The organism is Rickettsiales bacterium Ac37b, assembly GCA_000746585.2.
Lineage (GTDB): Bacteria > Pseudomonadota > Alphaproteobacteria > Rickettsiales > Arcanibacteraceae > Ac37b.
This window is the reverse complement of the sequence record CP009217.2, coordinates 705,963-731,670: the sequence shown is the minus strand read 5'-3', so window position 1 is coordinate 731,670 and position 25,708 is coordinate 705,963. Positions and strand designations below refer to the sequence as shown.

General features: G+C 31.1%; 26 protein-coding genes and 2 tRNA genes. 20 read left to right on the top strand and 8 right to left on the bottom strand.

Annotated features, from left to right (window positions below):
* The 8 genes from bmrA to folP all read left to right on the top strand — a co-directional run bounded on the left by bmrA (position 1) and on the right by folP (position 8,350).
* A complete protein-coding gene (gene bmrA / locus NOVO_03645; GenBank protein AIL65115.1) occupies positions 1-1,764 on the top strand; it encodes a Multidrug resistance ABC transporter ATP-binding/permease protein BmrA in 1,764 nt (587 codons plus the stop codon).
* Positions 1,765-1,835: 71 nt separating this feature from the next.
* Positions 1,836-3,293 (top strand): Isocitrate dehydrogenase [NADP], encoded by a 1,458-nt coding sequence (gene icd, locus NOVO_03640; GenBank protein ID AIL65114.1) that lies wholly within the window; start codon positions 1,836-1,838, stop codon positions 3,291-3,293.
* 128 nt (positions 3,294-3,421) lie between these two features.
* Positions 3,422-4,159, top strand: coding sequence for a 3-oxoacyl-[acyl-carrier-protein] reductase FabG (gene fabG_1, locus NOVO_03635; protein ID AIL65113.1), 738 nt, complete (start codon positions 3,422-3,424; stop codon positions 4,157-4,159).
* 90 nt (positions 4,160-4,249) lie between these two features.
* A complete protein-coding gene (acpP, locus tag NOVO_03630) occupies positions 4,250-4,537 on the top strand; it encodes an Acyl carrier protein AcpP (protein AIL65112.1) in 288 nt (95 codons plus the stop codon).
* A 123-nt stretch (positions 4,538-4,660) separates the two neighbouring features.
* Positions 4,661-5,917, top strand: a complete 1,257-nt coding sequence (fabF, locus tag NOVO_03625) for a 3-oxoacyl-[acyl-carrier-protein] synthase 2 (GenBank protein ID AIL65111.1) — start codon at positions 4,661-4,663, stop codon at positions 5,915-5,917.
* A gap of 1 nt (position 5,918) precedes the next feature.
* Positions 5,919-6,938 carry an aminodeoxychorismate lyase gene (gene yceG, locus NOVO_03620; protein ID AIL65110.1) on the top strand — a complete coding sequence of 340 codons (1,020 nt, stop codon included), beginning with the start codon at positions 5,919-5,921 and terminating at the stop codon, positions 6,936-6,938.
* The gene (gene plsY / locus NOVO_03615; GenBank protein ID AIL65109.1) at positions 6,922-7,560 is read left to right on the top strand and encodes a G3P acyltransferase; all 639 of its coding nucleotides are present in this window, start codon (positions 6,922-6,924) and stop codon (positions 7,558-7,560) included. The genes yceG and plsY overlap by 17 nt, the downstream gene beginning before the upstream one ends.
* A complete protein-coding gene (gene folP, locus NOVO_03610; protein ID AIL65108.1) occupies positions 7,535-8,350 on the top strand; it encodes a Dihydropteroate synthase in 816 nt (271 codons plus the stop codon). Before plsY ends, folP begins: the two co-directional genes overlap by 26 nt.
* 130 nt (positions 8,351-8,480) lie before the next feature.
* On the opposite strand, the gene rpmA is transcribed toward folP, so the two are convergent.
* Positions 8,481-8,744, bottom strand: coding sequence for a Ribosomal protein L27 (gene rpmA / locus NOVO_03605; GenBank protein AIL65107.1), 264 nt, complete (start codon positions 8,742-8,744; stop codon positions 8,481-8,483).
* Positions 8,745-8,753: 9 nt separating this feature from the next.
* The gene (gene rplU / locus NOVO_03600; protein AIL65106.1) at positions 8,754-9,071 is read right to left on the bottom strand and encodes a 50S ribosomal protein L21; all 318 of its coding nucleotides are present in this window, start codon (positions 9,069-9,071) and stop codon (positions 8,754-8,756) included.
* Positions 9,072-9,310: 239 nt separating this feature from the next.
* On the opposite strand from rplU, the gene NOVO_03595 reads away from it, so the two are divergent.
* The 5 genes from NOVO_03595 to NOVO_03575 all read left to right on the top strand — a co-directional run bounded on the left by NOVO_03595 (position 9,311) and on the right by NOVO_03575 (position 13,672).
* A complete protein-coding gene (locus NOVO_03595) occupies positions 9,311-10,168 on the top strand; it encodes an orotidine 5'-phosphate decarboxylase (protein AIL65105.1) in 858 nt (285 codons plus the stop codon).
* A 28-nt stretch (positions 10,169-10,196) separates the two neighbouring features.
* A complete protein-coding gene (folC, locus tag NOVO_03590) occupies positions 10,197-11,483 on the top strand; it encodes a Bifunctional protein folC (protein ID AIL65104.1) in 1,287 nt (428 codons plus the stop codon).
* A 140-nt stretch (positions 11,484-11,623) separates the two neighbouring features.
* Positions 11,624-12,091 (top strand): phasin family protein, encoded by a 468-nt coding sequence (locus tag NOVO_03585; GenBank protein ID AIL65103.1) that lies wholly within the window; start codon positions 11,624-11,626, stop codon positions 12,089-12,091.
* Positions 12,092-12,396: 305 nt separating this feature from the next.
* Positions 12,397-12,789, top strand: coding sequence for a hypothetical protein (locus NOVO_03580; GenBank protein AIL65102.1), 393 nt, complete (start codon positions 12,397-12,399; stop codon positions 12,787-12,789).
* A complete protein-coding gene (locus tag NOVO_03575) occupies positions 12,731-13,672 on the top strand; it encodes a hypothetical protein (protein ID AIL65101.1) in 942 nt (313 codons plus the stop codon). The genes NOVO_03580 and NOVO_03575 overlap by 59 nt, the downstream gene beginning before the upstream one ends.
* 123 nt (positions 13,673-13,795) lie before the next feature.
* On the opposite strand, the gene NOVO_03570 is transcribed toward NOVO_03575, so the two are convergent.
* Positions 13,796-13,872, bottom strand: a tRNA-Arg gene (locus NOVO_03570).
* Position 13,873: 1 nt separating this feature from the next.
* Positions 13,874-14,866 (bottom strand): DNA polymerase III subunit tau, encoded by a 993-nt coding sequence (gene dnaX_1, locus NOVO_03565; GenBank protein ID AIL65100.1) that lies wholly within the window; start codon positions 14,864-14,866, stop codon positions 13,874-13,876.
* A gap of 289 nt (positions 14,867-15,155) precedes the next feature.
* Here dnaX_1 and NOVO_03560 point away from each other — a divergent pair, with 289 nt between their 5' ends.
* The 6 genes from NOVO_03560 to NOVO_03535 all read left to right on the top strand — a co-directional run bounded on the left by NOVO_03560 (position 15,156) and on the right by NOVO_03535 (position 18,553).
* The gene (locus NOVO_03560) at positions 15,156-15,392 is read left to right on the top strand and encodes a hypothetical protein (GenBank protein AIL65099.1); all 237 of its coding nucleotides are present in this window, start codon (positions 15,156-15,158) and stop codon (positions 15,390-15,392) included.
* Positions 15,393-15,399: 7 nt separating this feature from the next.
* Entirely contained in the window at positions 15,400-16,335 is a 936-nt protein-coding gene (lipA, locus tag NOVO_03555) for a Lipoyl synthase (GenBank protein AIL65098.1), read from the top strand.
* A 4-nt stretch (positions 16,336-16,339) separates the two neighbouring features.
* Positions 16,340-16,786: an Oligoketide cyclase/lipid transport protein gene (locus tag NOVO_03550; protein AIL65097.1), complete on the top strand. Its 447-nt coding sequence runs from the start codon at positions 16,340-16,342 to the stop codon at positions 16,784-16,786.
* A 306-nt stretch (positions 16,787-17,092) separates the two neighbouring features.
* The gene (locus tag NOVO_03545) at positions 17,093-17,596 is read left to right on the top strand and encodes a hypothetical protein (protein AIL65096.1); all 504 of its coding nucleotides are present in this window, start codon (positions 17,093-17,095) and stop codon (positions 17,594-17,596) included.
* Positions 17,597-17,794: 198 nt separating this feature from the next.
* Complete coding sequence (locus NOVO_03540) at positions 17,795-18,292, top strand: hypothetical protein (GenBank protein AIL65095.1); 498 nt, start codon at positions 17,795-17,797, stop codon at positions 18,290-18,292.
* Positions 18,293-18,476: 184 nt separating this feature from the next.
* Positions 18,477-18,553 (top strand) — tRNA-Ile (locus NOVO_03535).
* Positions 18,554-18,564: 11 nt separating this feature from the next.
* On the opposite strand, the gene prmC is transcribed toward NOVO_03535, so the two are convergent.
* The 4 genes from prmC to NOVO_03515 all read right to left on the bottom strand — a co-directional run bounded on the left by prmC (position 18,565) and on the right by NOVO_03515 (position 24,722).
* On the bottom strand, positions 18,565-19,431 hold the full coding sequence (gene prmC / locus NOVO_03530) for a Release factor glutamine methyltransferase (protein ID AIL65094.1): 867 nt from the start codon (positions 19,429-19,431) through the stop codon (positions 18,565-18,567).
* Complete coding sequence (gene gpsA / locus NOVO_03525; protein ID AIL65093.1) at positions 19,424-20,416, bottom strand: Glycerol-3-phosphate dehydrogenase [NAD(P)+]; 993 nt, start codon at positions 20,414-20,416, stop codon at positions 19,424-19,426. The genes prmC and gpsA overlap by 8 nt, the downstream gene beginning before the upstream one ends.
* 91 nt (positions 20,417-20,507) lie before the next feature.
* Positions 20,508-23,690: an Isoleucine--tRNA ligase gene (ileS, locus tag NOVO_03520; GenBank protein ID AIL65092.1), complete on the bottom strand. Its 3,183-nt coding sequence runs from the start codon at positions 23,688-23,690 to the stop codon at positions 20,508-20,510.
* Positions 23,691-23,774: 84 nt separating this feature from the next.
* On the bottom strand, positions 23,775-24,722 hold the full coding sequence (locus tag NOVO_03515; protein ID AIL65091.1) for a hypothetical protein: 948 nt from the start codon (positions 24,720-24,722) through the stop codon (positions 23,775-23,777).
* Between the two features lie 71 nt (positions 24,723-24,793).
* On the opposite strand from NOVO_03515, the gene NOVO_03510 reads away from it, so the two are divergent.
* Positions 24,794-25,690: an EamA-like transporter family protein gene (locus tag NOVO_03510; protein AIL65090.1), complete on the top strand. Its 897-nt coding sequence runs from the start codon at positions 24,794-24,796 to the stop codon at positions 25,688-25,690.
* Positions 25,691-25,708: the final 18 nt, after the last annotated feature.

Sequence of the window (25,708 nt, the reverse complement as noted above, 5' to 3'; positions counted from 1 at the left end):
ATGGTAAATATTAATACTAAGGAACAACGTTCCTATACTTTAAAGCATATGCTAAAATATTTTATACCTTACCGTTTAAAGTTAATGTGGGTATTTATAGCTTTAACTTTTACTTCAGTTAGTGTATTAATGCTTGGTAAAGCAATAGGTATTTTAATTGATCAAGGATTTAGTCAAGCTGATACATATTTACTTCAAAAATCCTTGCTAATATTGTTTGCTATAATAATAATGTTAGCAATTGCGACTTTTATACGTGCATATTTCATAAATAATATTGGAGAGGGTATTATTGCGGATATACGTAAGTCTGTATATAATCACATCTTATATGTTTCTCCTAATTTTTTTGAATCTAATAAAACAAGTGATATTATTTCTAGGTTAACTAATGATACCTTACTTTTAAGTAATACTATTGGTTCAGTATTTTCTACTTCGTTGCGTAATTTATTAATGGCAATAGGAGGGTTTATATTACTTATAGTAACGAGTATAAAACTAACATTATGTGTGATAATTACTGTCCCTTTAGTGCTAGTAATCATTATTTTAATAGGGCGTCAAGTAAGAAAGTTATCAAAAATTCATCAAGAGAAAATAGCTAATATTGGTGCTCATGTAGAAGAAACTATTAATGGGATTAAAATAGTACAGGCTTTTTGTAGAGAAAGATTTGAAAATAATGCTTTTGTTCTGAATGTTGAGAGCGCATTATTTTCTGCTAGTCAATGGATTAAAATGAGATCTCTACTTGCTGGTATAGTAATAGTTACTGTATTTGCATCTATTCTATTAGTGTTATGGATTGGAGGTGGAGATGTCATACATGGTAAAATGACAGCCGGAGAACTATCATCTTTTATCTTTTATTCGATTTTAGTAGCAAGTAGTATAGGCGGGTTAAGTGAAGTTATAGGTGATATACAAAGAGCTTCAGCTGCATCAGAAAGGTTATTTGAATTATTAAATTTAAAATCTGATATATGTGATCCAGCTGTGCCTATTTCACTCGGGAATAACGAAATTAGTACTATTAAATTTGAAAATATTACATTTTCTTATCCAGCGCGTATTGATACTGTAATATTCAAAAATTTTAGCTTTATAATTAATAAGGGTGAAAAAGTAGCTGTAGTTGGTCCATCAGGGGCTGGTAAAACTACCTTATTTAATTTATTACTGAGATTTTATGATCCTAATAAAGGTTATATAAAACTCAATAATATTAATATACAGGAATTATCTTTAAAAGAATTAAGGGGACAATTTGCTTTAGTTTCGCAGGATGCTACAATTTTTTCAGCTACGGCGTATGATAATATAAAATATGGAAAAATTGAAGCTACTGAACAGGAAATAAGACGTGCTGCTTCTACCGCAAATATACTAGATTTTTTAGAAAAGCTACCACAAGGAATGCATACATTCTTAGGAGAAAAAGGTGTAAGAATTTCGGGTGGAGAAAGACAGCGTATAGCAATTGCAAGAGCTATTATTGCTAATCCTCAAGTGTTATTATTAGATGAAGCAACTAGTAACCTTGATAATCATAACGAGCAACAAGTGCAGCAAGCATTAAATGAATTAATGGCAAAGCGTACTACTATTATAATAGCACATCGACTATCAACAGTAATGAATGCAGACCGTATTATAGTAATGAGTGAAGGGCAAATAGAAGATATTGGCACTCATCAAGAATTAATAAAAAAACAAGGCCTTTATTCTTATTTGGTAAAGCTACAAGTTAAGAATGACTGATTGCCTTTTGTTTACTGCTGATATATGATGAATTATATTTTAAGAGTAACTTTTATTTTTTAGAGGTTCATATGACGCAAGGTAGTTATCCAATAACAGTTGCTTATGGTGATGGAATAGGTCCTGAAATTACTGAAGCAGTATTAGAAGTGTTAAAATATGCTAAAGCAAGAATAACTATCCAAACAGTGGAAGTGGGCAAAGTATTATATGAACGAGGATATAATACGGGGATAGGGCCTGATATGTGGGAATCTCTAAAAAATACAAAGATATTACTTAAAGGACCAATTACTACTCCTCAAGGCGGGGGATATAAAAGTTTAAATGTTACATTAAGAAAAAGCTTAAGTCTTTATGCGAATGTTAGACCATGTATAGCATATCCACCTTTTGTAAAAACTTTTCACCCTGCTATGAATTTAGTAATTGTTAGAGAAAATGAAGAGGATCTTTATACTGGTATTGAATATAGACAAACACGTGATATGTGTCATGCAATAAAAATGATTTCTCGTTCTGGTTGTGAACGTATTATAAGATATGCTTTTGAATATGCCGTAAATAATAATCGTAGAAAAGTTACTTGTTTAAGCAAAGATAATATTATGAAAATGACAGATGGTCTATTTCATAAAGTGTTTGATGAAATAGCAGAATCTTATCCTCAAATAGAAAAAGATCATTATATTATTGATATAGGGGCAGCTAGATTAGCTAATACACCAGAGAATTTTGATGTAGTGGTCACATCGAATCTATATGGCGATATAATATCCGATATTGTAGCGGAAACTTCTGGTTCAGTTGGGTTAGCTGGTTCTGCGAATATAGGTGCTGAATATGCTATGTTTGAGGCAATACACGGTTCTGCGCCGCTTATAGCAGATCAAAATCGTGCTAATCCTTCAGGGTTGTTGCATGCGAGTATTATGATGTTAGTCCATCTTGGACAAGGCGATATTGCAAGCAAAATACATAATGCTTGGTTGAAAACGCTTGAAGATGGTATCCATACAGCTGATATTTATAGAGAAGAATATAGCAACAAGAAGGTAGGTACTAAGGAATTTGCACAAGAAATTATTGCAAGATTAGGAGAAAAACCCACTAAAATGCAAGCTGTTGAGTATAAAGATAGTTTAAAAAATACTATGCACCAAAATTTGGTAGATCAGACAGTAGAAAGTAAACAATTAGTAGGGGTAGATATTTATTTTGATTGGTCTAAAGATGGTATAGAATTAGCAGAAAAATTAAATAGTATTGCTGATGGAGAATTAAGATTACAAGTACTTTCATGTAGAGGGCTTAAAATATGGCCTGTAGAAGAAAATAGTTTTAATCGAGGAGGGGGGGACCATTGGAATGCCCGTTTTGTACTAAATAATCAGGAAAAAAAGACTACGCATGAGCACATAATTTATTTATTGAATAAACTAAATGCTCAAGGGTTTGATTTCATAAAAACAGAAAATCTCTACAGTTTTGATGATAAAGTAGGATTTTCTTTAAGTGCAGGAGCATAACTATAGTAAATTAAGTTGTATTTGGGACTAGGAGCAATAAGCGAAGCCTACAAATAGTAAGAGAGCTTTGAGCTAACTGTGTCTCGAATTTAAATCAATTTACTATCTACTAATTATAAGGAGTTTAAATGTTTGATTTATCGGGCAGGACAGTTGTTGTTACGGGAGCATCAGGTGGAATAGGTAAGGCTATCGCGAAAGAATTACATGCCCAAGGTGCTACTATATTGATTTCAGGTACAAAAACAGAGATACTAGAAAAAATAGCAAATGACTTAGGAGAAAGAGTATATATCAAATCTTGTAACCTTTCTAAGATTGAGGAAGTAGAAGCGTTGATACCTGAGGCTGAAACATTATTAGGTAAAATAGATATAATAGTTTGTAATGCAGGAATAACTAGAGATACTTTGGCAATGCGTATGAAAAATGAAGATTTTTCTGAAGTAATACAAATTAATTTAAATGCTAATTTTATATTAAATCGTGCAGCTATTAAACATATGATAAAAAACAGATATGGTCGTATAATTAATATATCGTCTATTGTTGGAGTGACTGGTAACTTAGGGCAGGCTAATTATGCGGCTTCTAAAGGCGGTCTAGTAGCAATGTCTAAATCTTTGGCTTTGGAAGTGGCAAGTAGAAACATTACGGTTAATTGTATAGCGCCAGGATTTATTGTTACTCCTATGACAGAAGTATTAACAGAAGAGCAACAAGCAATACATTTGAAAAAAATTCCTCTAGGAAGATTTGGTACGCCTGAGGATATTGCTTATAGTGTAGTATTTTTAGCTAGTGAAGAATCGTCTTATATTACAGGACAAACAATACATATAAATGGGGGGATGTTGATGACGTAAATATTTTTGTGGAAATTTATTAAACTAAGTGTTATAACCCAGAAAATATTTTTGATCTTTTGTAAGACAAACTTTAAAGAGGAAAAGTGTATGAATGACAAGCAAAAAAAAATTAATAGAGACGAGATAGAAGAACGTGTAAAAAAAATAGTAATTGACCATTGTAATGTTGAAGCAGAGAAAGTTACTATGGAAGCTAGTTTTGCAGATGATTTAGGTACTGATAGTTTAGATCAGGTAGAGCTAGTAATGGCTTTTGAAGAAGAATTTAACTGTAGTATTTCTGATGATATAGCAGAAAAAATTAAAAAAGTTTCTGATGCAGTATCTTTTATATATGATGCTCAGTTTAAGAATGAAGAAATAACAGACAAATAACAAAGACAATGATAAGTCAACAATTCAATAGGTTGCCATGGTCTACACATTCTCAATTAATAGTTTTGGGTTAGAAAATAATGTATATTTATTTAAGAATCATAGTTAATAGAGAGTAAAGATATGAGACGAGTCGTAGTAACAGGTATAGGTTTAGTAACGCCTTTAGGTTATGGTGTTCCGGTTGTATGGCAAAGGCTATTACAGGGAGAATCAGGCATTCGAGAAATTGACAGATTTGATGCATCGTCATTATCATGTAGAGTGGCTGGTCAGGTACCAACTAAAGATGAGAGAGGAGGAATAGATACAGAGCTAGTAGTATCTGCAAAAGATCAACGAAGAATAGATCGTTTTGTTTTATATGGTATATGTGCTGCTACTCAAGCTATAGAAGATTCAGGGTTGGTCCAAGCAGATAGTGGCGAACATGAAAATATAGGGGTAATGATTGGCTCGGGTATAGGTGGGTTACCTTTCATTGAAGAAAATTCAATTATGGTACATGAAAAAGGTGCTAGAAAGCTTAGTCCTTTTTTTATTCCAGCTAGTTTAATAAATTTAGTATCTGGTCATGTTTCTATAAAATATGGTCTTATGGGTCCTAATCACTCAGTAGTGACTGCTTGCTCAACGGGTGCTCATGCTATAGGAGATGCAGCTCAATTAATTGCCTTAGGTGAAGCTGATGCTATGGTTGCTGGTGGTACAGAGGGTGCTATATGTATGATAGGTGTCGCTGGCTTTGCAGCAGCGCGTGCGCTATCTACAAACTTTAATGATAATCCAACCAAAGCTTCTAGACCATGGGATAAGGATAGAGACGGGTTTGTTATGGGCGAGGGATCCGGTGTTCTTGTTCTGGAAGAATATGAGCATGCAAAAAAACGTGGTGCAAAGATTTACGGAGAGGTAGTTGGGTATGGCCTTAGTGGAGATGCTTATCATATTACAGCTCCTCATCCTGAAGGACGTGGTGCTTATAAAGCTATGAAAAGAGCAATTGAGAAGTCAGGTTTATCATTATCTGATATAGGTTATGTGAATGCTCATGGTACATCTACCCCTATAGGAGATGAAATAGAGTTGGCTACAGTAGAGAGAATTTTCGGCGAGGAAGCTAATAAATTATCTATGTCTTCAACTAAATCATGTATAGGTCATTTACTTGGAGCTGCAGGAAGTGTAGAAGCTATATTTTCCTTGCTTGCAATGAGTGATAATACTATGCCTCCTACCATTAATTTAGAAAATCCTCCTGAAAATTGTAAGATAGATTTGGTTCCTAATATTGCGAAAGAAAAAAAATTGAAAGCAGTGATGTCGAATTCTTTCGGTTTTGGGGGAACAAACGCTAGTTTAGTGTTTAAAAAGCTGTAATATGTTAGCTAATTGCTATAGATTATGTAAAAGGATTTTTGCATTATTCACTATAGCAATCTTTATTATAGGGATAGTTATTGGTATTGGATATATTTATGTTAATAAAGAGGGGCCATTATCAACGGAGAAGATTTTGATTATTGCTCCTGGTAGTTCAATTAGTCATATTACAAAGCAATTATATAGTGAAGGAGTAATTAAATACCCGCTAATATTTCAGTTAACAGCAAGGGTGGTAGGTCATTTCCATAAATTAAAGGCAGGTGAGTATGCTTTTAATGCTGCTATAACACCAAAGCAAATCTTAGAAAAGATTATAAATGGTAAATATGTAGTACATAGTATTACTTTTCCTGAAGGAATAACTGCTAAACGCGTTATAGAGATTTTGAATGAAGAGCCTTTATTATTTGGTAAAATAGTTGATAATATTAAGGAAGGTTCTCTTTTTCCAAGTACCTATTTTTTCCACTATGGAGAAAAAAAGCAAGCTATTATAAATAATATGCAGCATAAAATGTCTAAACTTGTTGATGAATTATGGGAGAATCGTGATTTAAATAATAAATTACTAATCAAAAATAAAGAGGATATGGTAATACTTGCCTCTATTATAGAAAAAGAAACATCACTCAAAAGTGAGCAAAGAAGAATAGCAGCGGTATTTATAAATCGTTTAAATCAAGGAATAAAACTTCAGGCTGATCCTACGATTATTTATATTATAACAGATAAGAAAGGATATTTAGGACGTGCATTAACCAGGGATGATTTAAAGATAATATCAGAATTTAATACATATATTAATTATGGTTTGCCACCTACAGCTATATCTAATCCTGGTAAAGATGCGCTTGAAGCAGTGCTTGCACCTTTAGATAGCAAAGAATTATTTTTTGTACTAGATCCACTTACTAATGGTCATAAATTTACAGAAAGTTTATTAGAGCATAATCGTAATGTAAGCCATTATAGAAATCAATTAAAGCAAAAGAAAAAGAATGAGACACTTAACTGAACAAGTATTGAATTTAAATGTATTATACGTTTTTACTTTGATAATGTCTTATTTAATAGGCTCTATACCTTTTGGATTAGTAATAGCTAAATTAGTGGGAATTAAGGATATTAGGTCTCATGGCTCCGGTAATATAGGGGCCACAAATGTTTTAAGGGTTGCAGGTAAAACTTTGGGTTTAATTACATTATCTTTAGATATGTTAAAGGGTATAATTGTGGTTATATTAGTAAAAAGACTCATTGCTGATGATGTTATTTTAAAATTATCGATGATTGCTGTAATTGTAGGGCATATATTTCCAGTGTGGTTGAAGGGGAAAGGTGGAAAAGGAGTTGCAACAGCATTAGCTTCTTTTTTAGCCTATAATTATATTTTAGGTATAATTGGAATAATTGCTTGGTTAATAACATTTTGTGCTACACGTATTTCTTCTTTATCAGCTATTATAGCATTTGCCTTATTACCGGTGGTAACATTAATGTTTTTACCTAACGATGGCTCCTTTATCACTATATTATTTGTGTCATCTATAGTTATTATTAAGCATCGTAGTAATATTACTAGATTATTAAATGGTACAGAAGGTAAGATTGATGTTAGAACAAAATCATCGCATTAAGTTAGTAGGTATATTAAACATTACACATGATTCCTTTTCCGATGGGGGAAAATACGTAAATATAGATTCAGCCATTAGGCGCATAGAAGAGTTAATTTTAGAAGGAGTTGATATTATTGATATAGGTGCGGAATCTACGCGTCCTGGAGCTACAGCTTTAACTTATCAAGAAGAATGGTTAAAATTAGAACCAGTTTTAAAATTGTTTAAATCACAATTTCACAATAGTAAAGTGTTACTAAGTGTAGATACTTACCATCCTGAAACTGCTGCGTTAGCTTTAAACTATAACATTGATTGGATTAATGACGTATCAGGATGTAATACTCAAGCCATGCAACAATTGATTGCAGATAATAGAGTAAAAGTAGTGCTTAACCATAATTTGGGTGTTCCAGTTAGGCAAGGAATTACATTACCCGAAAATGAAGATGCGGTATCTCTAGTTATGCAATGGGCGCAAAAAAAGATAGAACAATTAATAGCCCAAGGAATTAAAAAAGAACAAATTATTTTCGACCCTGGTATAGGTTTTGGTAAAACAAGCAAACAATCTTTATTATTGATTAAAAATATTAAAGAATTTTTTCAATTAGGACTAGAAATATTAATAGGACATTCACGTAAATCATTTTTTAGCTCTATTACAAATGCTAAGGCATTCGATCGTGATATTGAGACTTGTATGGTATCAGCCTATTTAAGTTTGCAAAATATACATTATTTAAGAGTACATAATGTATGGGCTAATAAAAGAGCGATAGCAGTTGCTACTCATTTATTTGATTAAACTACAATATATAGTAAATTGATTTGAATACGGGACGTTGTTACTCTTGGCTCGCCTACTTTTTGTTAGGTTAGCGAAGAGTGACGCATAGCTAATTCAAATCAAGAGAATATAGTAAATTAAGAACGATTTAAGAATTTACTACTTCTTCAACATGAATATAAATTTTATCATTTGCTTTACGCTTGAAGTATACTTTACCATTAATTTTAGCAAATAAAGTATGGTCTTTACCCATACCAACATTCATACCAGGGTAGAATTTTGTACCACGCTGACGAATAATGATGTTCCCTGCCATAACTAATTGACTACTTGATTTTTTCACTCCTAATCTACGACCTGCGGAATCACGACCATTTCTCGAGCTACCACCAGCTTTTTTATGAGCCATATTGCCCTCCTATATTTTCTTAATATCTTTAATTAATAGGTGTGTCATATGTTGACGATGACCGTTTTTGCGACGATAGTTTTGACGACGTTTTTTCTTAAAGATAATAATTTTTGAACTACGCGCTTGTTTTAGTATTTCAGCTGTAACTGATGCACCTTCAACCAAAGGACGTCCTACTATAATAGGGCGGTTTTGTTCTCCTATTAATAATACTTCCTTAAATTCAACTAAAGCTCCTGGATTACCAGATAACTTTTCGACTTCTAACATACTGTTTTTTTCAACTTTGTATTGTTTTCCACCTGATTTTATTATTGCAAACATTAGACAGCCCATAATAATTATTATTTTGTATTCAATAAGCACCAATATAATATTGCTTGTAAATTGTCAATAATACTTTCATAATTTTACAAATATATTTATCAATTTGACCATTCATTATAACAAAAAGTCTAAGACTTTAAAAGGTTAAAGGTGAGGTAATCTTAATTGACTTATGTGATGAAATAAATTACTTATATTTCTAATCTCTAATTATTTACTAAATAATATGGCCTAAAATGTTATCTAGATGTTTTACTGAAAAATTTCTGAATATAGCTAAGTACCGAGGGCCTTTTTGTTTAGGTATAGATCCAACTTCGAATTTATTATTAAAGTGGGGGCTTAAGGATAATGTAGATGGTTTAAGAGCCATGTGCGATACAATTGTTAAAGCTGCTGGTAATAATCTTGCAATTGTAAAGCCCCAAGCTGCTTATTTTGAAAGATTTGGCCCAGAAGGCATGCAGATTTTAAGAGAATTAGTTGAAAAGTTTCATGCAGAAGATACATTAGTTTTATTGGATGCAAAAAGAGGAGATATTAACTCTACAAGCCTCGCTTATGCTGAAGCATATTTAGGAGAAAATAGCATATATAAATTTGACGCTATGACCTTTACTGCTTATTTAGGATTTGATGCATTGCTTTCTACATTTGAATATGCGCATAAAGTTTCTTCAGGAATATTTCTGGTAATTAAATCTTCAAATCCAGAGGGTGCAATAATACAAGACGCATTAACTGAATATTATACAACCCGTACTAATATAGCGGAGTATTTGGCGATGAAGAGTGATAATTTTAATCAAAATTATCTAAATCATGGGTTAGGTCCTATAGGTGCAGTTGTAGGTGCAACTTTAACTAATATAGAAAAATTATTATCCATACTTAAATCATCATTAATATTGATGCCTGGAATAGGGTATCAAGGAGCGATAATAGAAGATCTATTTATAAAGTGTGCAGGTCATACTAAGCGCATCATTCCTATTGCTGCACGTGAGATATTAGATGTAGGAAATAATACTATGTTATTAACAGATAAAATAAAAAAACATTGTGAGCAATCGTTCAAACTTATGCATGCTTAATTTGATGAGAGTAGATAGTGGTAAATAAATGGTAAGAATGCCGCATTGGCCAGTGCCTTTATGGTATAAGCCTATAGATTTGGGTCTTGAAAGAGTTACAAAGTTGTTAGCTGCTCTTGGTAATCCAGAAAAACATATACCTCCTGTAATACACGTCACAGGAACTAATGGAAAGGGATCTACGGTTGCTTTTATGAAAGCGATCTTAGAATCAGCTGGCTATAAAGTACATTGTTATACTTCACCACATCTAGTAAAGTTTAATGAACGTATAAAATTAGCTGGAAATGAAATAGATGATAATTTTTTGTGGGAAGTGCTTGAAGAGACCAGAATTGCTGCTGAATCCATAAATGCCAAAGTAACGTTCTTTGAAGGGACCACAGTAGCCGCGCTTCTAGCCTTTTCACGTGTACCCGCAGATGTTACCTTAGTAGAGGTGGGTCTTGGTGGAAGATTAGATGCAACTAACGTGTTTGATCAACCTTTAGCTACGGTAATTACCACTATTTCTTTAGATCACACTGATTTACTCGGAGATAGTTTGCAAAAGATAGCCTACGAAAAGGCAGGTATTATGAAAGAAAATATACCATGTATATTAAGTCAACAGTTACCTGAAGTTGAAGAATTTTATGTCAAGCTTTCGGTGATGCGCTCTGTTCCATTGATAGCTTATGAATATGATTTTATCATTGAGAATAAAGAAAATAATTTTTATTACGTTTCTAAAGAGCATAATATAAAATTGCCTATATTAAGTTTACCGGGAGAGCATCAATTTATTAATGCATCTAACGCTATAGCAACATTATTATCATTAAAATCATTGTTAATTAATGAGGAACATATTGTTTCTGGCTTAACTACTGCTTATTGGCCAGGTAGATTACAATTACTAACGGCAGGTAAGTTGACTAAAATGCTACCTGTGGGATGGGAAATATGGTTAGATGGTGCTCATAATGATTCAGGCGCTAATGCTCTATCCTTATGGCTTGAGACAAAACAGGATAAGGAAGTATTTTTACTAATAGGAATGACTAAAGGAAGAAATGTTGAAAATTTTTTGAAATATTTTATAGGAAAGGTGAAATTAGTTTGTGGCGTATTAATTGAAAATGAACAATCATCATATAATGCAGATTATATAGCTAATATAGCTAAAAAAATGGATTTCGATTCTTATCAAAGTTTATCTATTGAATCAGTATTAGACTTTATTAAAGAAAAGAGTAGAATCCCAGGATATATTGTGGTATGTGGATCTCTTTATTTAGTGGGAGAAATTTTAGATAAAAATTTCATTAAATAATAAAAAATATCAACTTAAATAAATATGTTGCAATGCACAAAAATCTATGTTAATATTTATAAATAGCTTGGAGAAATGCATAATATAAGTATTTCTTTATATTATTTAAATAACTAAATTTTACCAGAGAGGCAAGGAAAATGGCTCATAACAATACTAATAACCAGCATAATCCTTTTTCAGAAGCGTTTAAAAATTTTAGTGAATGGTCTAACTTTAATCCTAATAAAGTAAGTCCTATAGACATGAATAGTTTTGCTTCTATACAAAAGCGTAACACTGAAACTCTTTCCCAGGTAAATAAATTATTCACAGAAAATGCACATTCACTTATGCGTCGTAATGCAGAGATTACGCAGGAAAATGCAGCAGAATTATTTCATTTAATAAAGGATGTAGTAGTTTCTCCTAATCATGAGCATACATTATCAAAGCAAGCTGATTTTGTGAGAGCAGCATTTGAGTCTACGATCAATAACGCTAAAGAGCTTACTGAAATGGCTACAAAATCAACAATGGAATTATTTGACTTACTAGGTCAAACTGTTTCAGAAAACTTTAAAGAATGTATCGTTGCTCCTGCTCAGAAAAAGAAAGCTGCAGTTTAATGTTATTATTTATGCCAAGCGTTTTCACGCTTGGCATATGATTCTATATAATTAATTCTTATACCATTTACCAAAATCCTCCTGTAATAAAACATTTAGCATAAAATCATAGTAATTTATTTTGTACGTTGAACAATTATGCAACGTGTTTTTTAGTGATATTAATTTTTTTAAAATATTAACGTTACAAAAAATAAATCTATTTACACATACAACATACATAAGAGACAATTATTAAGTATTCAATATATATTTAATATATTCTCTACTAGGTTAATTATTTAATCTTAATTAAAGGTATTATTATGGTAGATAGGAAGATTAGCGTAGCTAACGCAAACGAAGGCACAGGCCCTTCTGTGTTTGCACAATGTATGGATAAGGTAAATAATATAAGAGATAATATAGTTGAGATTGTACAAAAAATAGATACTAAGAGTACTGAAAGCCCTACTTTCAAAGATATACAGAGCAATTATGTTTCTGTACAAAATCAAATAAAAGAATGTAAAAGTGTTTATGATCAGTATAAAGAATTATCAATATCATATTCTGAAATCAAAGATCAATTTGCAAATAGAATATTTAGCATTTCAAATTCGTTTTCTGACGTCTGCTTTAAATATGGCGAATTTATTGATGACGTTAAAACAAGAGAAAATAGATTTCTCAGATCGGCTTATATCGTTAATAGATAGTACAAATTTTATACCAGATTTTAGGGCTTTAGAGAGCAAAATAGATCAAGAATTCATAAGAGATGAAGAGGAAGCAAGGCCGATACCAAGTGAAGAAGAAAAAGAACCAGTAACTGGAGAAGGTGAGGAAAAACCAGTTACAGAGAAGGTGGAAGAGAAACCAGCACCAGCTGTGGAATTAGAAGAAAAGCCAGTAATAGAGAAGCCTGAAGAAAAACCAGTTACAGAGAAGGTGGAAGAGAAACCAGCACCAGCTGTGGAATTAGAAGAAAAGCCAGTAATAGAGAAACCTGAAGCAAAACCAGTTACAGAGAAAGCGGAAGAGAAACCAGCACCAGCTGTGGAATTAGAAGAAAAGCCAGTAATAGAGAAGCCTGAAGCAAAACCAGTTACAGAGAAAGCGGAAGAGAAACCAGCACCAGCTGTGGAATTAGAAGAAAAGCCAGTAATCGAGAAGCCTGAAGCAAAACCAACACCTGGAGAAGCTATAGAATATCAAGGATCTGATATATCTAAATGTATGAATCAAATAAATGAATTACGTGAAGATACCATTATTTTGGTAAAAGATTCTGGTAAAGACTATACACAACTAGATATATCTAAGCTTGAAATTATGTCAAATAGTTATACAGATAATTTGCACTTAATCATAAAGCAGTGTAACAATTTGCTCTATGGTATAAATGAATCTAAGATAATTAAACCTATGCAGGGATATTTTGATGATTCATTAGAATATTTAGCGTTTAAAGTTCATTACCTTGAAACAGGCGCAAAGATGGGTAATCTTGCAATTACCTTAAATGCGCATAATAATCCTATAGCAAAATATGTAATAGATTTTGTTGGTTCGTCCAATTTTATCTATGATCTTGAATAGGAATCAAAAACTATACCTAGTCTTGTATAAAAGGCTAGGTATATAGTTTTTAATAATACTTACAGGGTTGTGTTATAAAGAGGGTCGTATCGTCATATTTCTTATATTTACCTACAGCAAATATGGTGCACTCGAGACGATTTGAACGTCCGACCTTTGCCTTCGGAGGGCAATGCTCTATCCAGCTGAGCTACGAGTGCTTCAAATAGGTTGGTCATTCAATAAAGTTATATTTCTAAATTTATTGAAAATTGCTAAGATCACTTGTTTATGCTCCAAATTAGCTATAGTACACTCCTTCAGTAAATACTGTATAGATTCATATAATTCTATTAATATTGAGATATCACATTTGGAACATAAAGAATAAATAAGCTTACGTTCTTCGTCATTAATATAATATAAGTTTTCAAGATTGGAAGCAGTTTTAAGTAGTTTAGCAGTAAAATGATGGCAAAACATAGAAATATATTTCCAATCTTCAACATTATCAAGCCATTTCCATATTTGTTTAATAGAAATATCGCGTATGTTATTTAGTAATCCAATAAATTCTTGATAATCATCTAGGGCATTGTTATTGTGCAATTCTATAGCTAAGCCAATAGACGTACAACTCAGAGTTATCAATTTTTTAGCATAATTTTCGTTGATATCTTCTAATAAAGACAATAATATCTGTATAGAACTAGTATAAGTTGGGTTGTGTATATGTAACTTTATACAACGAGATGTTATTGTAAAAGGAAGTTGCCCTATTGCATGGCTAATAAGGAAAATTAAGGAATTTTTAGGAGGTTCTTCAAGAATTTTTAGTAATGCATTCGCTGCGTTAGTATTTAAGTAATTACAATTATCAATCAACACTATACGAAATTGAGATTGTAAAGGAGTTAAAGATAAAAAATTGTTTATTTTACGTATGGAATCAACAGAAATTTCTTTTTTCTCTGGTAGTTTATCAATGACTAATAAGTCAGGGTGGTAATAATCCTTCTCACCATAAACGGTATTAGCAGTGTTACTTAATAATTCGTTAATAAGTTTATATATTGAAGAAGCTTTACCTATCCCTTGATTTCCATAAATAAGCCATGAATGGTGTGAATGTGATTTTTTAAAAAATTTGGAAATCAAAGGAAATGTAGTATTGGAGTTGGTGAATGAATTTGTTTTCAGTAAATGTAGGGACATAAATTATTTAACTTTTGTATAGGATTTCAATTAACGTATGTTAACATTTAATATAACAAAATTATATTTATAAGAATAGTATAATATTTAGTTGTCATGAAAAATAGTTATGTTATATATCAAGTATACTATTAATATATAATTATAGTGTTAATAATATGTTATTTATATAAATTGTTAATATAAATAAACCCATTATATAGGCATCTTACTAAGTACCTAGAAAATAAGGGATGTGAGTTAGGTTTATAATATTTAGATTTTCTAAAATTTGTTAGGAGCAGAAAAAGTGACTAGACGTATTACAAAAAAAATGATGTCTTTTGATGGCAGTAAAAAAGATTTTGCAGAAATTAGCAATGAATTAGAAAAAGGGTGGTATATAGTTAATATCAAGCCTTATGGGGAGGCTTTTTTATGTGTGTTAGAAAAAAATATGGACAATCACGATAATAATACTATACAAAACTTAAAATTACAGGATATATTAGCTACTTATACATCTAAAAAGAAATTTAATTCATAATTATAGAATGGGCAAAAATAAAAATAATATATATGATTTTAATAAAACTAAATTAGAATGGCCTGGATGGATTAGAGTTAAAGCTCCTGTATCACAAGGATATCAAAATACCAAGGCATTAGTAGATGGTTTAAAGTTAAATACAGTATGTGAAGAAGCTGCATGTCCGAATATAGGGGAGTGTTGGTCAAAGAAACATGCTACTATGATGATTTTAGGGTCTGTATGTACAAGAGCTTGTCGTTTTTGTAATGTTGAGACAGGCATTCCCGATTTATTAGATCCTCATGAACCACAAAGAGTAGCAGAAGCAGTACAAAGATTAGGCTTAGCTCACGTAGTTATTACTTCTGTAGATAGGGATGATTTGCCTGATGGAGGGGCTTCACATTTTGTAGAATGTATAGATAATATTAGATTAATGTCTCCAAGTACCACAATAGAGATATTAACTCCCGATTTTTTACGAAAAGAGGGAGCGATTGATACAATAGTACGCGCTAAGCCAGATGTATTTAATCATAATATTGAAACTGTTCCATCTTTGTATACTTCTATACGTCCAGGGTCACGTTATTTTAATTCTTTATATTTATTAAATAAGGTAAAGGAACTTGATCCAACTATTTTTACTAAATCAGGATTAATGGTAGGACTCGGTGAAGAACAATCAGAGATCTTACAGGTAATGGATGATTTAAGGGCTGCTCAAGTTGATTTTCTGACTATAGGGCAATATCTACAACCAACTCCTAAGCATGCAGAAATAGCCCGTTATGTTACTCCAGGAGAATTCGAATTATACGGTCGTATGGCTAAGGTTAAGGGTTTTCTAATGGTTTCTTCTTCTCCTTTAACACGTTCTTCATATCATGCAGGTGAAGATTTTGAAAAGTTGAAAAAAGCACGTATGGAATTCTTAAAAGTTAATAAAGCAAATTAAGTATATGCCTATCCATAAGACAAAGATTAACTCTAAATATACTACTAAGCAGTTGTTTGATTTAGTTGTAGATATAGAGAAATATCCAGAGTTTTTACCATGGTGTGCTGGTGCTAAAATATTATCTCAAGATAATAATGTAATTTATGCAGATTTAATGATAAAATTTAAAATTTTTTCTGGTAAATATACGTCTAAGGTATCTTATAAAGCTCCAAAGTTAGATGATTTATCAGCTATGATTAGTGTAGAGTTGGTAGAAGGTCCCTTTACTCATTTATATAATAAATGGCAATTTATACCAATAGATACAGGAAGTATGGTATATTTTGATTTAGATTTTGGTTTTACATCGTCAATTCTGAATCATTTCATTAGTGGAATGTTTCAAAAAGCAGCAGAAAAAATGGTGTTAGCATTCAATATGCGTGCTTTGCAGCTATATAGTTAAAGCATTTAATTTTTATATAGTAATTGACCGATTTGATTGTTACTGTTATTGCTTCTCTAATTGTGGGCTGTTTTACTGTAGTTTTCTTGATTTGAATTAGCATATGCGTTCTTCTCCGCTAACCTAACAAAAACTAGGTTTCGCTCATCATTCCTATCTGCTAAGGAAGCTGAAAAAATTATAGTAAGTTGCACGATAAATATTATATTAAATAAGCTATAAATAAAATAAGATACAATAAACACTTTTTTAACAGAAAAATTCTATAAATAATATTTTATGTATTAATATACTAATAGGGATATTATGAAAATAGAAGAATTACCAAAATGGCTTCAAGATAGAGAGTTAAATGGCTATAAACATTATTTAAATCATACCAGTACACAATTAACTGAATCTGAAGAAATATCTGTTGTTATAAAAGATGAGAAATGTATAAGTAATTACCTAAATTTTGTAGGAGCTGACGCTGTAGCTGGTTATGATAAAGTTATGAACTTATATCATATTCCCTTAAATCTTAATCATATTGAAAATAGCTGTAAAGGAGAAGATGTTTATAATTTTTTTTCCATTTATTACTTTAATGATAAAAATGATAAAATAAATTTTTTACTTTATTATCAAATCAATAAAGAAAATCCTTGTTCTTTACTTCATATACAAGATATGACAAATACCTATAAAAATCACAGAGAAGGTTATGAAGGGACATTCTGGCGTATTACAATAGAAAATACAAAAAATTCTATTGATGTTTACGGTACCCAGGAGCTTGACTTGACCACAGATCATTTTATATGCTAATAAATTTTAGGGCTTAATTTACTATAGATAGACTAAATACTAAAATAGGCCCTAACTTTGATATTTCTAGCCTCATGGATATTTAAATATATAAACTATTAGCACATTTTAGATTAATTTTTTAGATAATTTATAGTATTCGGTAATAAATTAAGCTATAATAGATTTACACTATTAATATCATTCGAGAGGTAACACATGAATATTGATTCGTTAGAAAACTTACAAACCATTTTAGAGCAAAAAGGTTATAGCAAATATCTAAATCATTTTGGAGATGGAACGTTGCTTTTTGAGGGATTAACTGTAACAAATGATAGAGGTGAATGTATAAGTAATTGTTTAGATTATATGGGCGCTCCAGAGTTATTTGGGGAAAAAATAATTAATATATATCACGTACCTTTAAATCTCAATCATATGGAAAAAGCATGTAAAGCAGAAGGAATACCAACAGTATTTGCTATTCATAATTTTCAACATGATGATCTAATTAACCTATTATCTTATAATAAAATTTCAGATGAAACAGCTTCTTTATTAAATATTAAAAATGTTACAGAATCTTATAAAGAGCAAGATCAAAATTATAGTGGGACAGTTTGGAATATAGATATAGAACAAACTACTAATAATATCAAAGTTTATGGAGATTATGATCTGGATTTAACAATTGATAACCATATTCTATGTTAAAACTATAGGTTGTTAATTTGAGGATGAGGGGGAGATGTTATGGACTAATGAGTATAGAAGTAACGAATGACTCTCTCCTTAATTAAATTAAAAACTATATAAGAAAAAAAGCTTGTATAAAAGTTTAGTCTTGTTTATATTACAGCTTATCGATAATTTTTTCTTTATTTCCATAAGGAAATAGGGGCTTGTAGCTCAGGTGGTTAGAGCGCACGCCTGATAAGCGTGAGGTCGGTGGTTCAACTCCACCCAGGCCCACCATTGTTCTGATATCAATGGTGTCTTTCAAAAACTAAACAACGTATAATTTGATTTAAATCTTTATGCTCGGAAATACAATTCATATTATGAGCTTTAAATATTTGTTTTACACTTTCCTCTTGACCCTGACCTATTTCTAAGAAAATTTTACCATTCTTGCTTAGAAAGTCAATTATAGTAGAAGCAATCTCCCTATAACAGTCTAGTCCATCTTGCCCACCATCTAAGGCTAAATTTGGTTCATAATCTTTCACTTCATTATCTAGCTTTTGCAATTCTTCGTGGCTAATATATGGAGGATTTGAAATAATAACATCGTATTTTGCTTGATTAGATAATGAGTTACACCAGCTATTTTGTACAAATAAAACATAACTATCTAGAGTTAAGTGTATACTATTAAAACGTGCTATTTTAAGAGCTTCAATTGAAAGATCTATACCAAGGCCAGTTGAATTAAAGTATAAATTAAGTAAGGTTAGTATTAAACATCCTGTACCAGTACCTAAATCAAGTATTTTTAGGGGAACACTTTTATCAGGAAAATATTTTAAAACAGTCTCAATAAGAGTTTCACTATCTGGTCTAGGAATTAGAGTATTTTTATTTACCCTAAACTCTAGACTAAAAAATTCCTTTATACCTGTTAGATGTACTATTGGTTCAAACTTTGTACGCCTTGTTATTAACTGTTGATAGAATAACCACTCATTGTGAGTAAGAGTTTTTTCCAAAGAAATAATGAGCTTTTCTATAGAATAATTAAGAATATGAGCTAATAATAATCTAGCATCCAAGTTATAACTTGCTATACCTGCATTTAAAAGTTCTTGTTTTCCATAAACCAAAGCTGATTTTATAGTAGGAGTATTATTCATTACATACAGGACGTTTAAGTAACGAATTAATAGTGTTTTCAATACTAGCAGATTCGTATAATATTTGATATACAGATTTACATATAGGCATTTCTATACCAAGTTTTAATGATAACTCATAAATAGATTTTGCTGATATCACCCCTTCTACAATTTTAGGGCCAGAGTTTTGGATTGATTGTAAAGATTTACCTTTACTAAGTTCTATACCGAAAGACATGTTGCGCGATTTATTACTACTGCAAGTAAGTAATAAATCCCCAATTCCTGCAAGCCCCATTAATGTCTCTGCATTTCCACCTTTTGCAATGCACAATCTTTTAATCTCAGCTATACTCCTAGTAATTAAAGCTGCTCTAGCATTTTCTCCTAAATTTTTGCCAGTAATTATTCCGCTTGCAATTGCAATGACATTTTTAACGGCTCCACCTAATTGGACACTAATAATATCATCTGTATAGTATATTTTCAAATTATGATTACTTAAATTTTCTGCCAGGTGTCTAGCAAGCTTGAGCTCAAGTGCTGCAAGGCTCGTGGCTGCGGGTAACCCTTCTGCTATTTCATCTGCAAAATTCGGGCCTGATAACACAGCTATTTGCTGAAGAGGCAAAATCTCTTGTACTACTTCACTCATGAGTAATAAGCTCTGTTGCTCAACTCCCTTACAACATATAATTAAAGGTATATGAGTATTTATGTCTAGCTTTTGTAATTCTAAGATAATATCTCGCAAACTTTGGGCTGGTATAGCAATTATTATTAATTCACAAGACAGTATATCCTTTAAATTGTTAGTAGCATGGATATTGATAGGTAATGTTACGTTGGACAAATATTGGCTATTTGTATGCAAGGCATTAATGCTCATAACAACATTTTCGTTACGTGTCCATAATATAACATTTTGCGTAGCTTGTGCGGATATCATGCTAAGTGCTGTAGCCCATGCTCCTCCTCCTATAACTCCAATTTGTCTTTTCATATTTAGCTTTTAGTTAATTATGTTAATCTCTTAAACATACTATAAATTACTTTTATATCAATATTTTATATAAACTGTTTCAGTTATAAATCTATGACATTACAGAAAATTCTATAATTACCTTATCATTATCTAAGATATGTTCATATTTATACGTAAAATCTTGTTGCAATTCTTTTTTATTTAACATTAGAGTAGAAAGAGTTTGTTCTCCTATGTAACTAGAAAACTGGCTGATAGCTTTACTAAGCTCGCTATCTGTTGTTAAATTTAATGCAATACGATCTGAAATATTTAAATTGGCTTCTTTACGTGATTGTTGTATTAATCTAACTAAATCACGTGCCATACCTTCTAATTTAAGATCTTCAGTAATATTAAGATTTACAGTTACTAAAGCATCATTACTACTAAGAGCCATAGAATTTTGTGTATTTTTAGGAGCTAAAATGATATTAAATTCATCATTATTAAGCTTTTCACCAGCTATTTCTAAAGAACTATCAGAGTCTTTATACCAATTATTAGCTTTACTTGCAGTTATTAATTCTTTTATTTTATTAGGTAACCTTTTTCCAAGTACTGTAAAATTAAGCTGAAGCTTAAAACTAGCTTGATCATCTATATTTTCAGAAAGATTTAATTGTTTTATGTTCGTTTCATCTTTAATAAGATCCACAAATTTTGTAAGATGGATAACATTTGCACCTAAAACTGTAGCTTCTTCTAAAGGTGTACGAGTTTTTATATTATTATTATTACGCACGGCCAAAATGCTACTACATATATCTCGTGTACGGTCCATATTAGATACTAATTTAGCATCATACCTAATATCTTGGGCAGTTGGGAAATTAGTTAAATGTACAGAACTAGATGATATAAGCTTGCCTCCTGTTTCTAAACCTAAATAAATTTCTTCAGTAATAAAAGGAAGTAAAGGAGCACATACTTTACACATTATATTTAATACAGTATATAGAGTATTATAAGCATGCTGTTTATCATCATCATAGTTTGTTTTCCAAAAACGATTACGGTTTCTTCTAATATACCAGTTGGTGAGTATTTCAAAAAAATCTTGAATAAGAGCACAACTACTTGGAGTATCATAATTATCTAATGCCTTTATTACCTGAGTCACTACTTCTTGAGTTTTAGATAAGATGTACTGATCCATAATATTCGGTGAAGCCACTGAATAAACAGCTTTTATATTATCAGCATTAGCATATAAAGTAAAAAAATTATAAGAATTCCAAATAGGTTTTATTACAAGGCGTATGGTATCTTTTAACATACGACCTTCTTTATCAATTAGTAATTCTTGGCCTCGCATCACAGGTGATGACATCATAAAGAAACGTAATGCATCTGCCCCAAATGTTGCAAAAATCTCCATAGGATCTTGATAATTATTCAGGCGCTTAGATAATTTTTGTCCTTTTTCATCAAGTATTACCCCATGACATACGCAATTTAAGAAAGGAGGCTTATCAAATAAAGCTGTAGAAAGTACTAAAAGTGTATAAAACCAACCTCTAGTTTGGGCAGAATATTCTACTATAAAATCAGCTGGAAAATTCTTTTCAAATCTTTCTTTATTCTCAAAAGGATAATGGATTTGTGCATAGGGCATAGATCCACTCTCAAACCAACAGTCAAATACATCTGTAACACGTACCATCATTGATTTACCACTAGGATCATCTGGATTAGGACGTGTTAAAGTATCAATAAAGGGTTTATGCAAATCATCAATTTTAACTTTAAAGTCTTTCTCTAATTCTTCTATTGAGCCATATACGTCTATACGCGGATATAAAGGATTATCTGATTTCCAAACAGGGATAGGTGTACCCCAGAAACGATTACGACTAATGGACCAATCTCGTACATTTTCAAGCCATTTGCCAAATAATCCATTTTTGACATGCTCTGGAACCCAATTAATTTGCTGATTATTCTTAATCAATTGTTCTTTAATTTTAGTCACTTCGACATACCATGATGGCAAAGCTTTATATATTAATGGAGTATCGGTACGCCAACAATGAGGATAATTATGTACAAATTGTTCAATTTTTATTAAATGACCTGATAATTTTAATGATTTGATTATTTCATCAATTGCATCAAATACTAACATTCCTGCATAATCTGATACTTCACGAGTGAATTTGCCACGGCTATCTACAGGACATACTATAGAAATATTATGTTTAGTACATAATACATAATCGTCCTCACCAAAGCCAGGAGCCATATGTACTATACCTGTACCATCATGCTCTGTAACAAATTCTCCTTCAAGGATTTTAAAAGCATTATCATGATGACTAAAATAAGGAAATAAAGGTTCGTAAGTTAAACCTATTAATTCTTCCCCTAAACTTATATTAGGCGGATTCTCTTTATCTAACCCAAGCTCTTTAGTATATTTATGATATAAAGTTTCTGCTATAATAAAACATTCTTCATTTTTAACAATATAAACATATTTTATATCCTTATTAACGGCAAGTGCTAAATTTGAAGGCAGAGTCCAAGGTGTGGTAGTCCATGCGAGCACTTTATAAGCTTTACAGCCCTCTGGTGCTGATTGAGGCCTATTATTTAACGTAAAAGTTACAGTAATAGCTTTATCAGTACGTTCTCTATATGAATTATCTAATCTTGTTTCAAAATTAGATAAAGGTGCTTCACATGCCCATGAATAGGGCATAACACGCATAGATTCATAAATTAATCCTTTGCCATAAAGCTGCTTAAAGGCCCATAATACTGATTCCATAAAATCCGTATCCATGGTTTTATAATCATTTTCTAAATCAACCCAGCGACCTTGTCTATTAACATATTGTTCCCACTCTGAGGTATATCTCAGCACAGAAGTTGCACACTGTTTATTAAATTTTTCAATACCAAATTCTACAATTTGTGCATATCCAGATAGTTGGAGCTCTTTTTCTACCGCCATTTCAGCAGGAAGACCATGACAATCCCAGCCAAATCTTCTTTCTACTCTTTTGCTTTGCATAGTTTGATACCTAGCAATGAGATCTTTCATAAAACCTGTGAGCAAATGTCCATAATGAGGAAGCCCATTCGCAAATGGAGGTCCATCATAAAAAACAAATTCGGACTGATGATTGCGCTGATCTATTGAAGCTTGGAATATATTATTTTGTTGCCAAAACTTCAGTATTTTTTCTTCTATTGCAGCAAAACTAGGATTAGAATCGACTTGAGGATATAATTTTTCAGTGTTCATATAACTAACAATATTAAATATTTATTTAAGGTACAATAATATTAACCAAAATCTTTCTGAGATGCCAGATAATAAGGCTTTGAGTTAATAGCGCCTAAAATGTGGAGTGATTATGCCAATTATACGGCGTAATGTCAAAAAATTTAATGGTAATTCTAAAATAACATGTAAAAAACTTAGATATAATAATATAGCAAAACCTAAACGATAATTATAATAATACACCATTATAGAAGTAATATATATCACTGTAATAATTATTTTACGTTTTAAAGAAATTTTATGCCATTTAATAACTTTTGTTTTGCCAAACCAGTTTAAATAATGATAAAAATAAGCAAAAGCTATAAATCTTATAACGTAATTTGTATCATGCATTATATGGTTATCTATTATTATGTCAGTAAATGGTTTAATAATATTACTTAAATTATGTATGTTATCTTGAGCATATACTGAATTATAATAAGGTAAATTAATAGACATATGGTCTAGCATAAAGAAACCCAGAGGACAGAGTAATAATAATATTACTGAACAAAATCCAGCTGTACTAGGATTTTTGAGAGTACCTGCTAGCATGAATAGTAATGTAAAACAGAATACATGTATTAGAGTAGGTAAAAATAATAAAAATGTATTAATGATAGGCAAATGATGAAAGCATAAAATTACTATTGTATAGATAGTGAGAATAAAAACCTTGCCCCACCAGTGATTACGTATGCTATATATAATGGAAATACAGGAATAGCATACTGCACTAATTAATAAAATCATAGAAAACGATGGTAATAGAAACAGTAAGAGCGTTAAGATATATAAAACGGTGTAATCATAGGCATGATTAGTAAAGTATTGTTTATCATGAAGCCATGATATTTCTGTTAAATAATGTGCTGGCCCCAGAAAAGCATACGATAATAATAAGAGTTCTAGGGGAGCAACCGATGCTATACAAAATGATACAAGTATCATTAATATATTTAAATGATCAGTATTAAAATTTTTAATCAAAATATTCATATACATTTAATAATGATTACATTATACGTATTATTTTAGTATAATGTATATGTAAGTTGTTATAAAGAAGATAATAAATGTATATAACAGTTAATACTTTCAAGAAAAATATACGTGGCATAGCGTGGATGTTACTCAAATGTTTAGTATTTACTATCATTTCCATGATGATTAGTAAAATTTCTCATCAAATACATATTTTTGAAATTCTCTTTCTTACTATGTTAGTAAGACTGCTATGTTTGTTCCCATGGGTTTTTTATACGAAACGAGAAAATTTGCAGATTAATGTTCCTAAACTTTATATACTTCGTTCTATTCTCACAACAATTAGCCTGATTCTATGGTTTTATGTGTTAAAAATTACTCCAATAGTAGAGGCTACCGCTATAAGCTATACTACACCTTTATTTTCTGTTATTGCTGCTGCTATATTTCTCCAAGAAAAATTAACTAGTCAGCATATTATGGCTTTATCTATAGGGTTTTTGGGAGCTATTATAGCGCTACATCCAAATTTAGAATACTTTAATAGAATACAATTAGGCGGATTATTGACCTTAGTAACAGCTTGTATATGGGCACTTACTGATATAGTAAGTAAAATACAATCTGATAAAGAACATATAGGAGCACAAACTTTTTATAATACTTTATGTATGGCGCTATTTTCCTTGCCTTTAGCATTAATGGTATGGACAACACCTACTATATCTCAAATAACGTGGGTAATGGTTATAGGTTTACTATTTTTAATTAATCACCTTTCTTTGACTTGGTCATATTACCACGCAGATATTATGGTTGTTGCACCTTTTACATTTAGCAGAATATGTTTTACAATTATTTTAGCATATTTATTCTTTAATGACACACCTGACTTATATAGTATCATAGGGGCAACTATTATTTTAGGTAGTAGTCTTTACATATTGTATATAGAAAAATATAAATATAATACGCTTTATAGATAATAAGTTTCTTAAAAAAAG

Coding starts and splice junctions, on each gene's coding strand:
- NOVO_03550 (AIL65097.1), top strand. CDS start 16,340: ATGCCTATCCATAAGACAAAGATTAACTCTAAATATACTACTAAGCAG.
- gpsA (AIL65093.1), bottom strand. CDS start 20,416: ATGAAAAGACAAATTGGAGTTATAGGAGGAGGAGCATGGGCTACAGCA.
- lipA (AIL65098.1), top strand. CDS start 15,400: ATGGGCAAAAATAAAAATAATATATATGATTTTAATAAAACTAAATTA.
- NOVO_03540 (AIL65095.1), top strand. CDS start 17,795: ATGAATATTGATTCGTTAGAAAACTTACAAACCATTTTAGAGCAAAAA.
- fabG_1 (AIL65113.1), top strand. CDS start 3,422: ATGTTTGATTTATCGGGCAGGACAGTTGTTGTTACGGGAGCATCAGGT.
- bmrA (AIL65115.1), top strand. CDS start 1: ATGGTAAATATTAATACTAAGGAACAACGTTCCTATACTTTAAAGCAT.
- icd (AIL65114.1), top strand. CDS start 1,836: ATGACGCAAGGTAGTTATCCAATAACAGTTGCTTATGGTGATGGAATA.
- rplU (AIL65106.1), bottom strand. CDS start 9,071: ATGTTTGCAATAATAAAATCAGGTGGAAAACAATACAAAGTTGAAAAA.
- NOVO_03575 (AIL65101.1), top strand. CDS start 12,731: ATGACGTTAAAACAAGAGAAAATAGATTTCTCAGATCGGCTTATATCG.
- fabF (AIL65111.1), top strand. CDS start 4,661: ATGAGACGAGTCGTAGTAACAGGTATAGGTTTAGTAACGCCTTTAGGT.
- folP (AIL65108.1), top strand. CDS start 7,535: ATGTTAGAACAAAATCATCGCATTAAGTTAGTAGGTATATTAAACATT.
- NOVO_03510 (AIL65090.1), top strand. CDS start 24,794: ATGTATATAACAGTTAATACTTTCAAGAAAAATATACGTGGCATAGCG.
- yceG (AIL65110.1), top strand. CDS start 5,919: ATGTTAGCTAATTGCTATAGATTATGTAAAAGGATTTTTGCATTATTC.
- ileS (AIL65092.1), bottom strand. CDS start 23,690: ATGAACACTGAAAAATTATATCCTCAAGTCGATTCTAATCCTAGTTTT.
- prmC (AIL65094.1), bottom strand. CDS start 19,431: ATGAATAATACTCCTACTATAAAATCAGCTTTGGTTTATGGAAAACAA.
- folC (AIL65104.1), top strand. CDS start 10,197: ATGGTAAGAATGCCGCATTGGCCAGTGCCTTTATGGTATAAGCCTATA.
- NOVO_03545 (AIL65096.1), top strand. CDS start 17,093: ATGAAAATAGAAGAATTACCAAAATGGCTTCAAGATAGAGAGTTAAAT.
- NOVO_03595 (AIL65105.1), top strand. CDS start 9,311: ATGTTATCTAGATGTTTTACTGAAAAATTTCTGAATATAGCTAAGTAC.
- plsY (AIL65109.1), top strand. CDS start 6,922: ATGAGACACTTAACTGAACAAGTATTGAATTTAAATGTATTATACGTT.
- NOVO_03585 (AIL65103.1), top strand. CDS start 11,624: ATGGCTCATAACAATACTAATAACCAGCATAATCCTTTTTCAGAAGCG.
- rpmA (AIL65107.1), bottom strand. CDS start 8,744: ATGGCTCATAAAAAAGCTGGTGGTAGCTCGAGAAATGGTCGTGATTCC.
- NOVO_03580 (AIL65102.1), top strand. CDS start 12,397: ATGGTAGATAGGAAGATTAGCGTAGCTAACGCAAACGAAGGCACAGGC.
- dnaX_1 (AIL65100.1), bottom strand. CDS start 14,866: ATGTCCCTACATTTACTGAAAACAAATTCATTCACCAACTCCAATACT.
- acpP (AIL65112.1), top strand. CDS start 4,250: ATGAATGACAAGCAAAAAAAAATTAATAGAGACGAGATAGAAGAACGT.
- NOVO_03515 (AIL65091.1), bottom strand. CDS start 24,722: ATGTATATGAATATTTTGATTAAAAATTTTAATACTGATCATTTAAAT.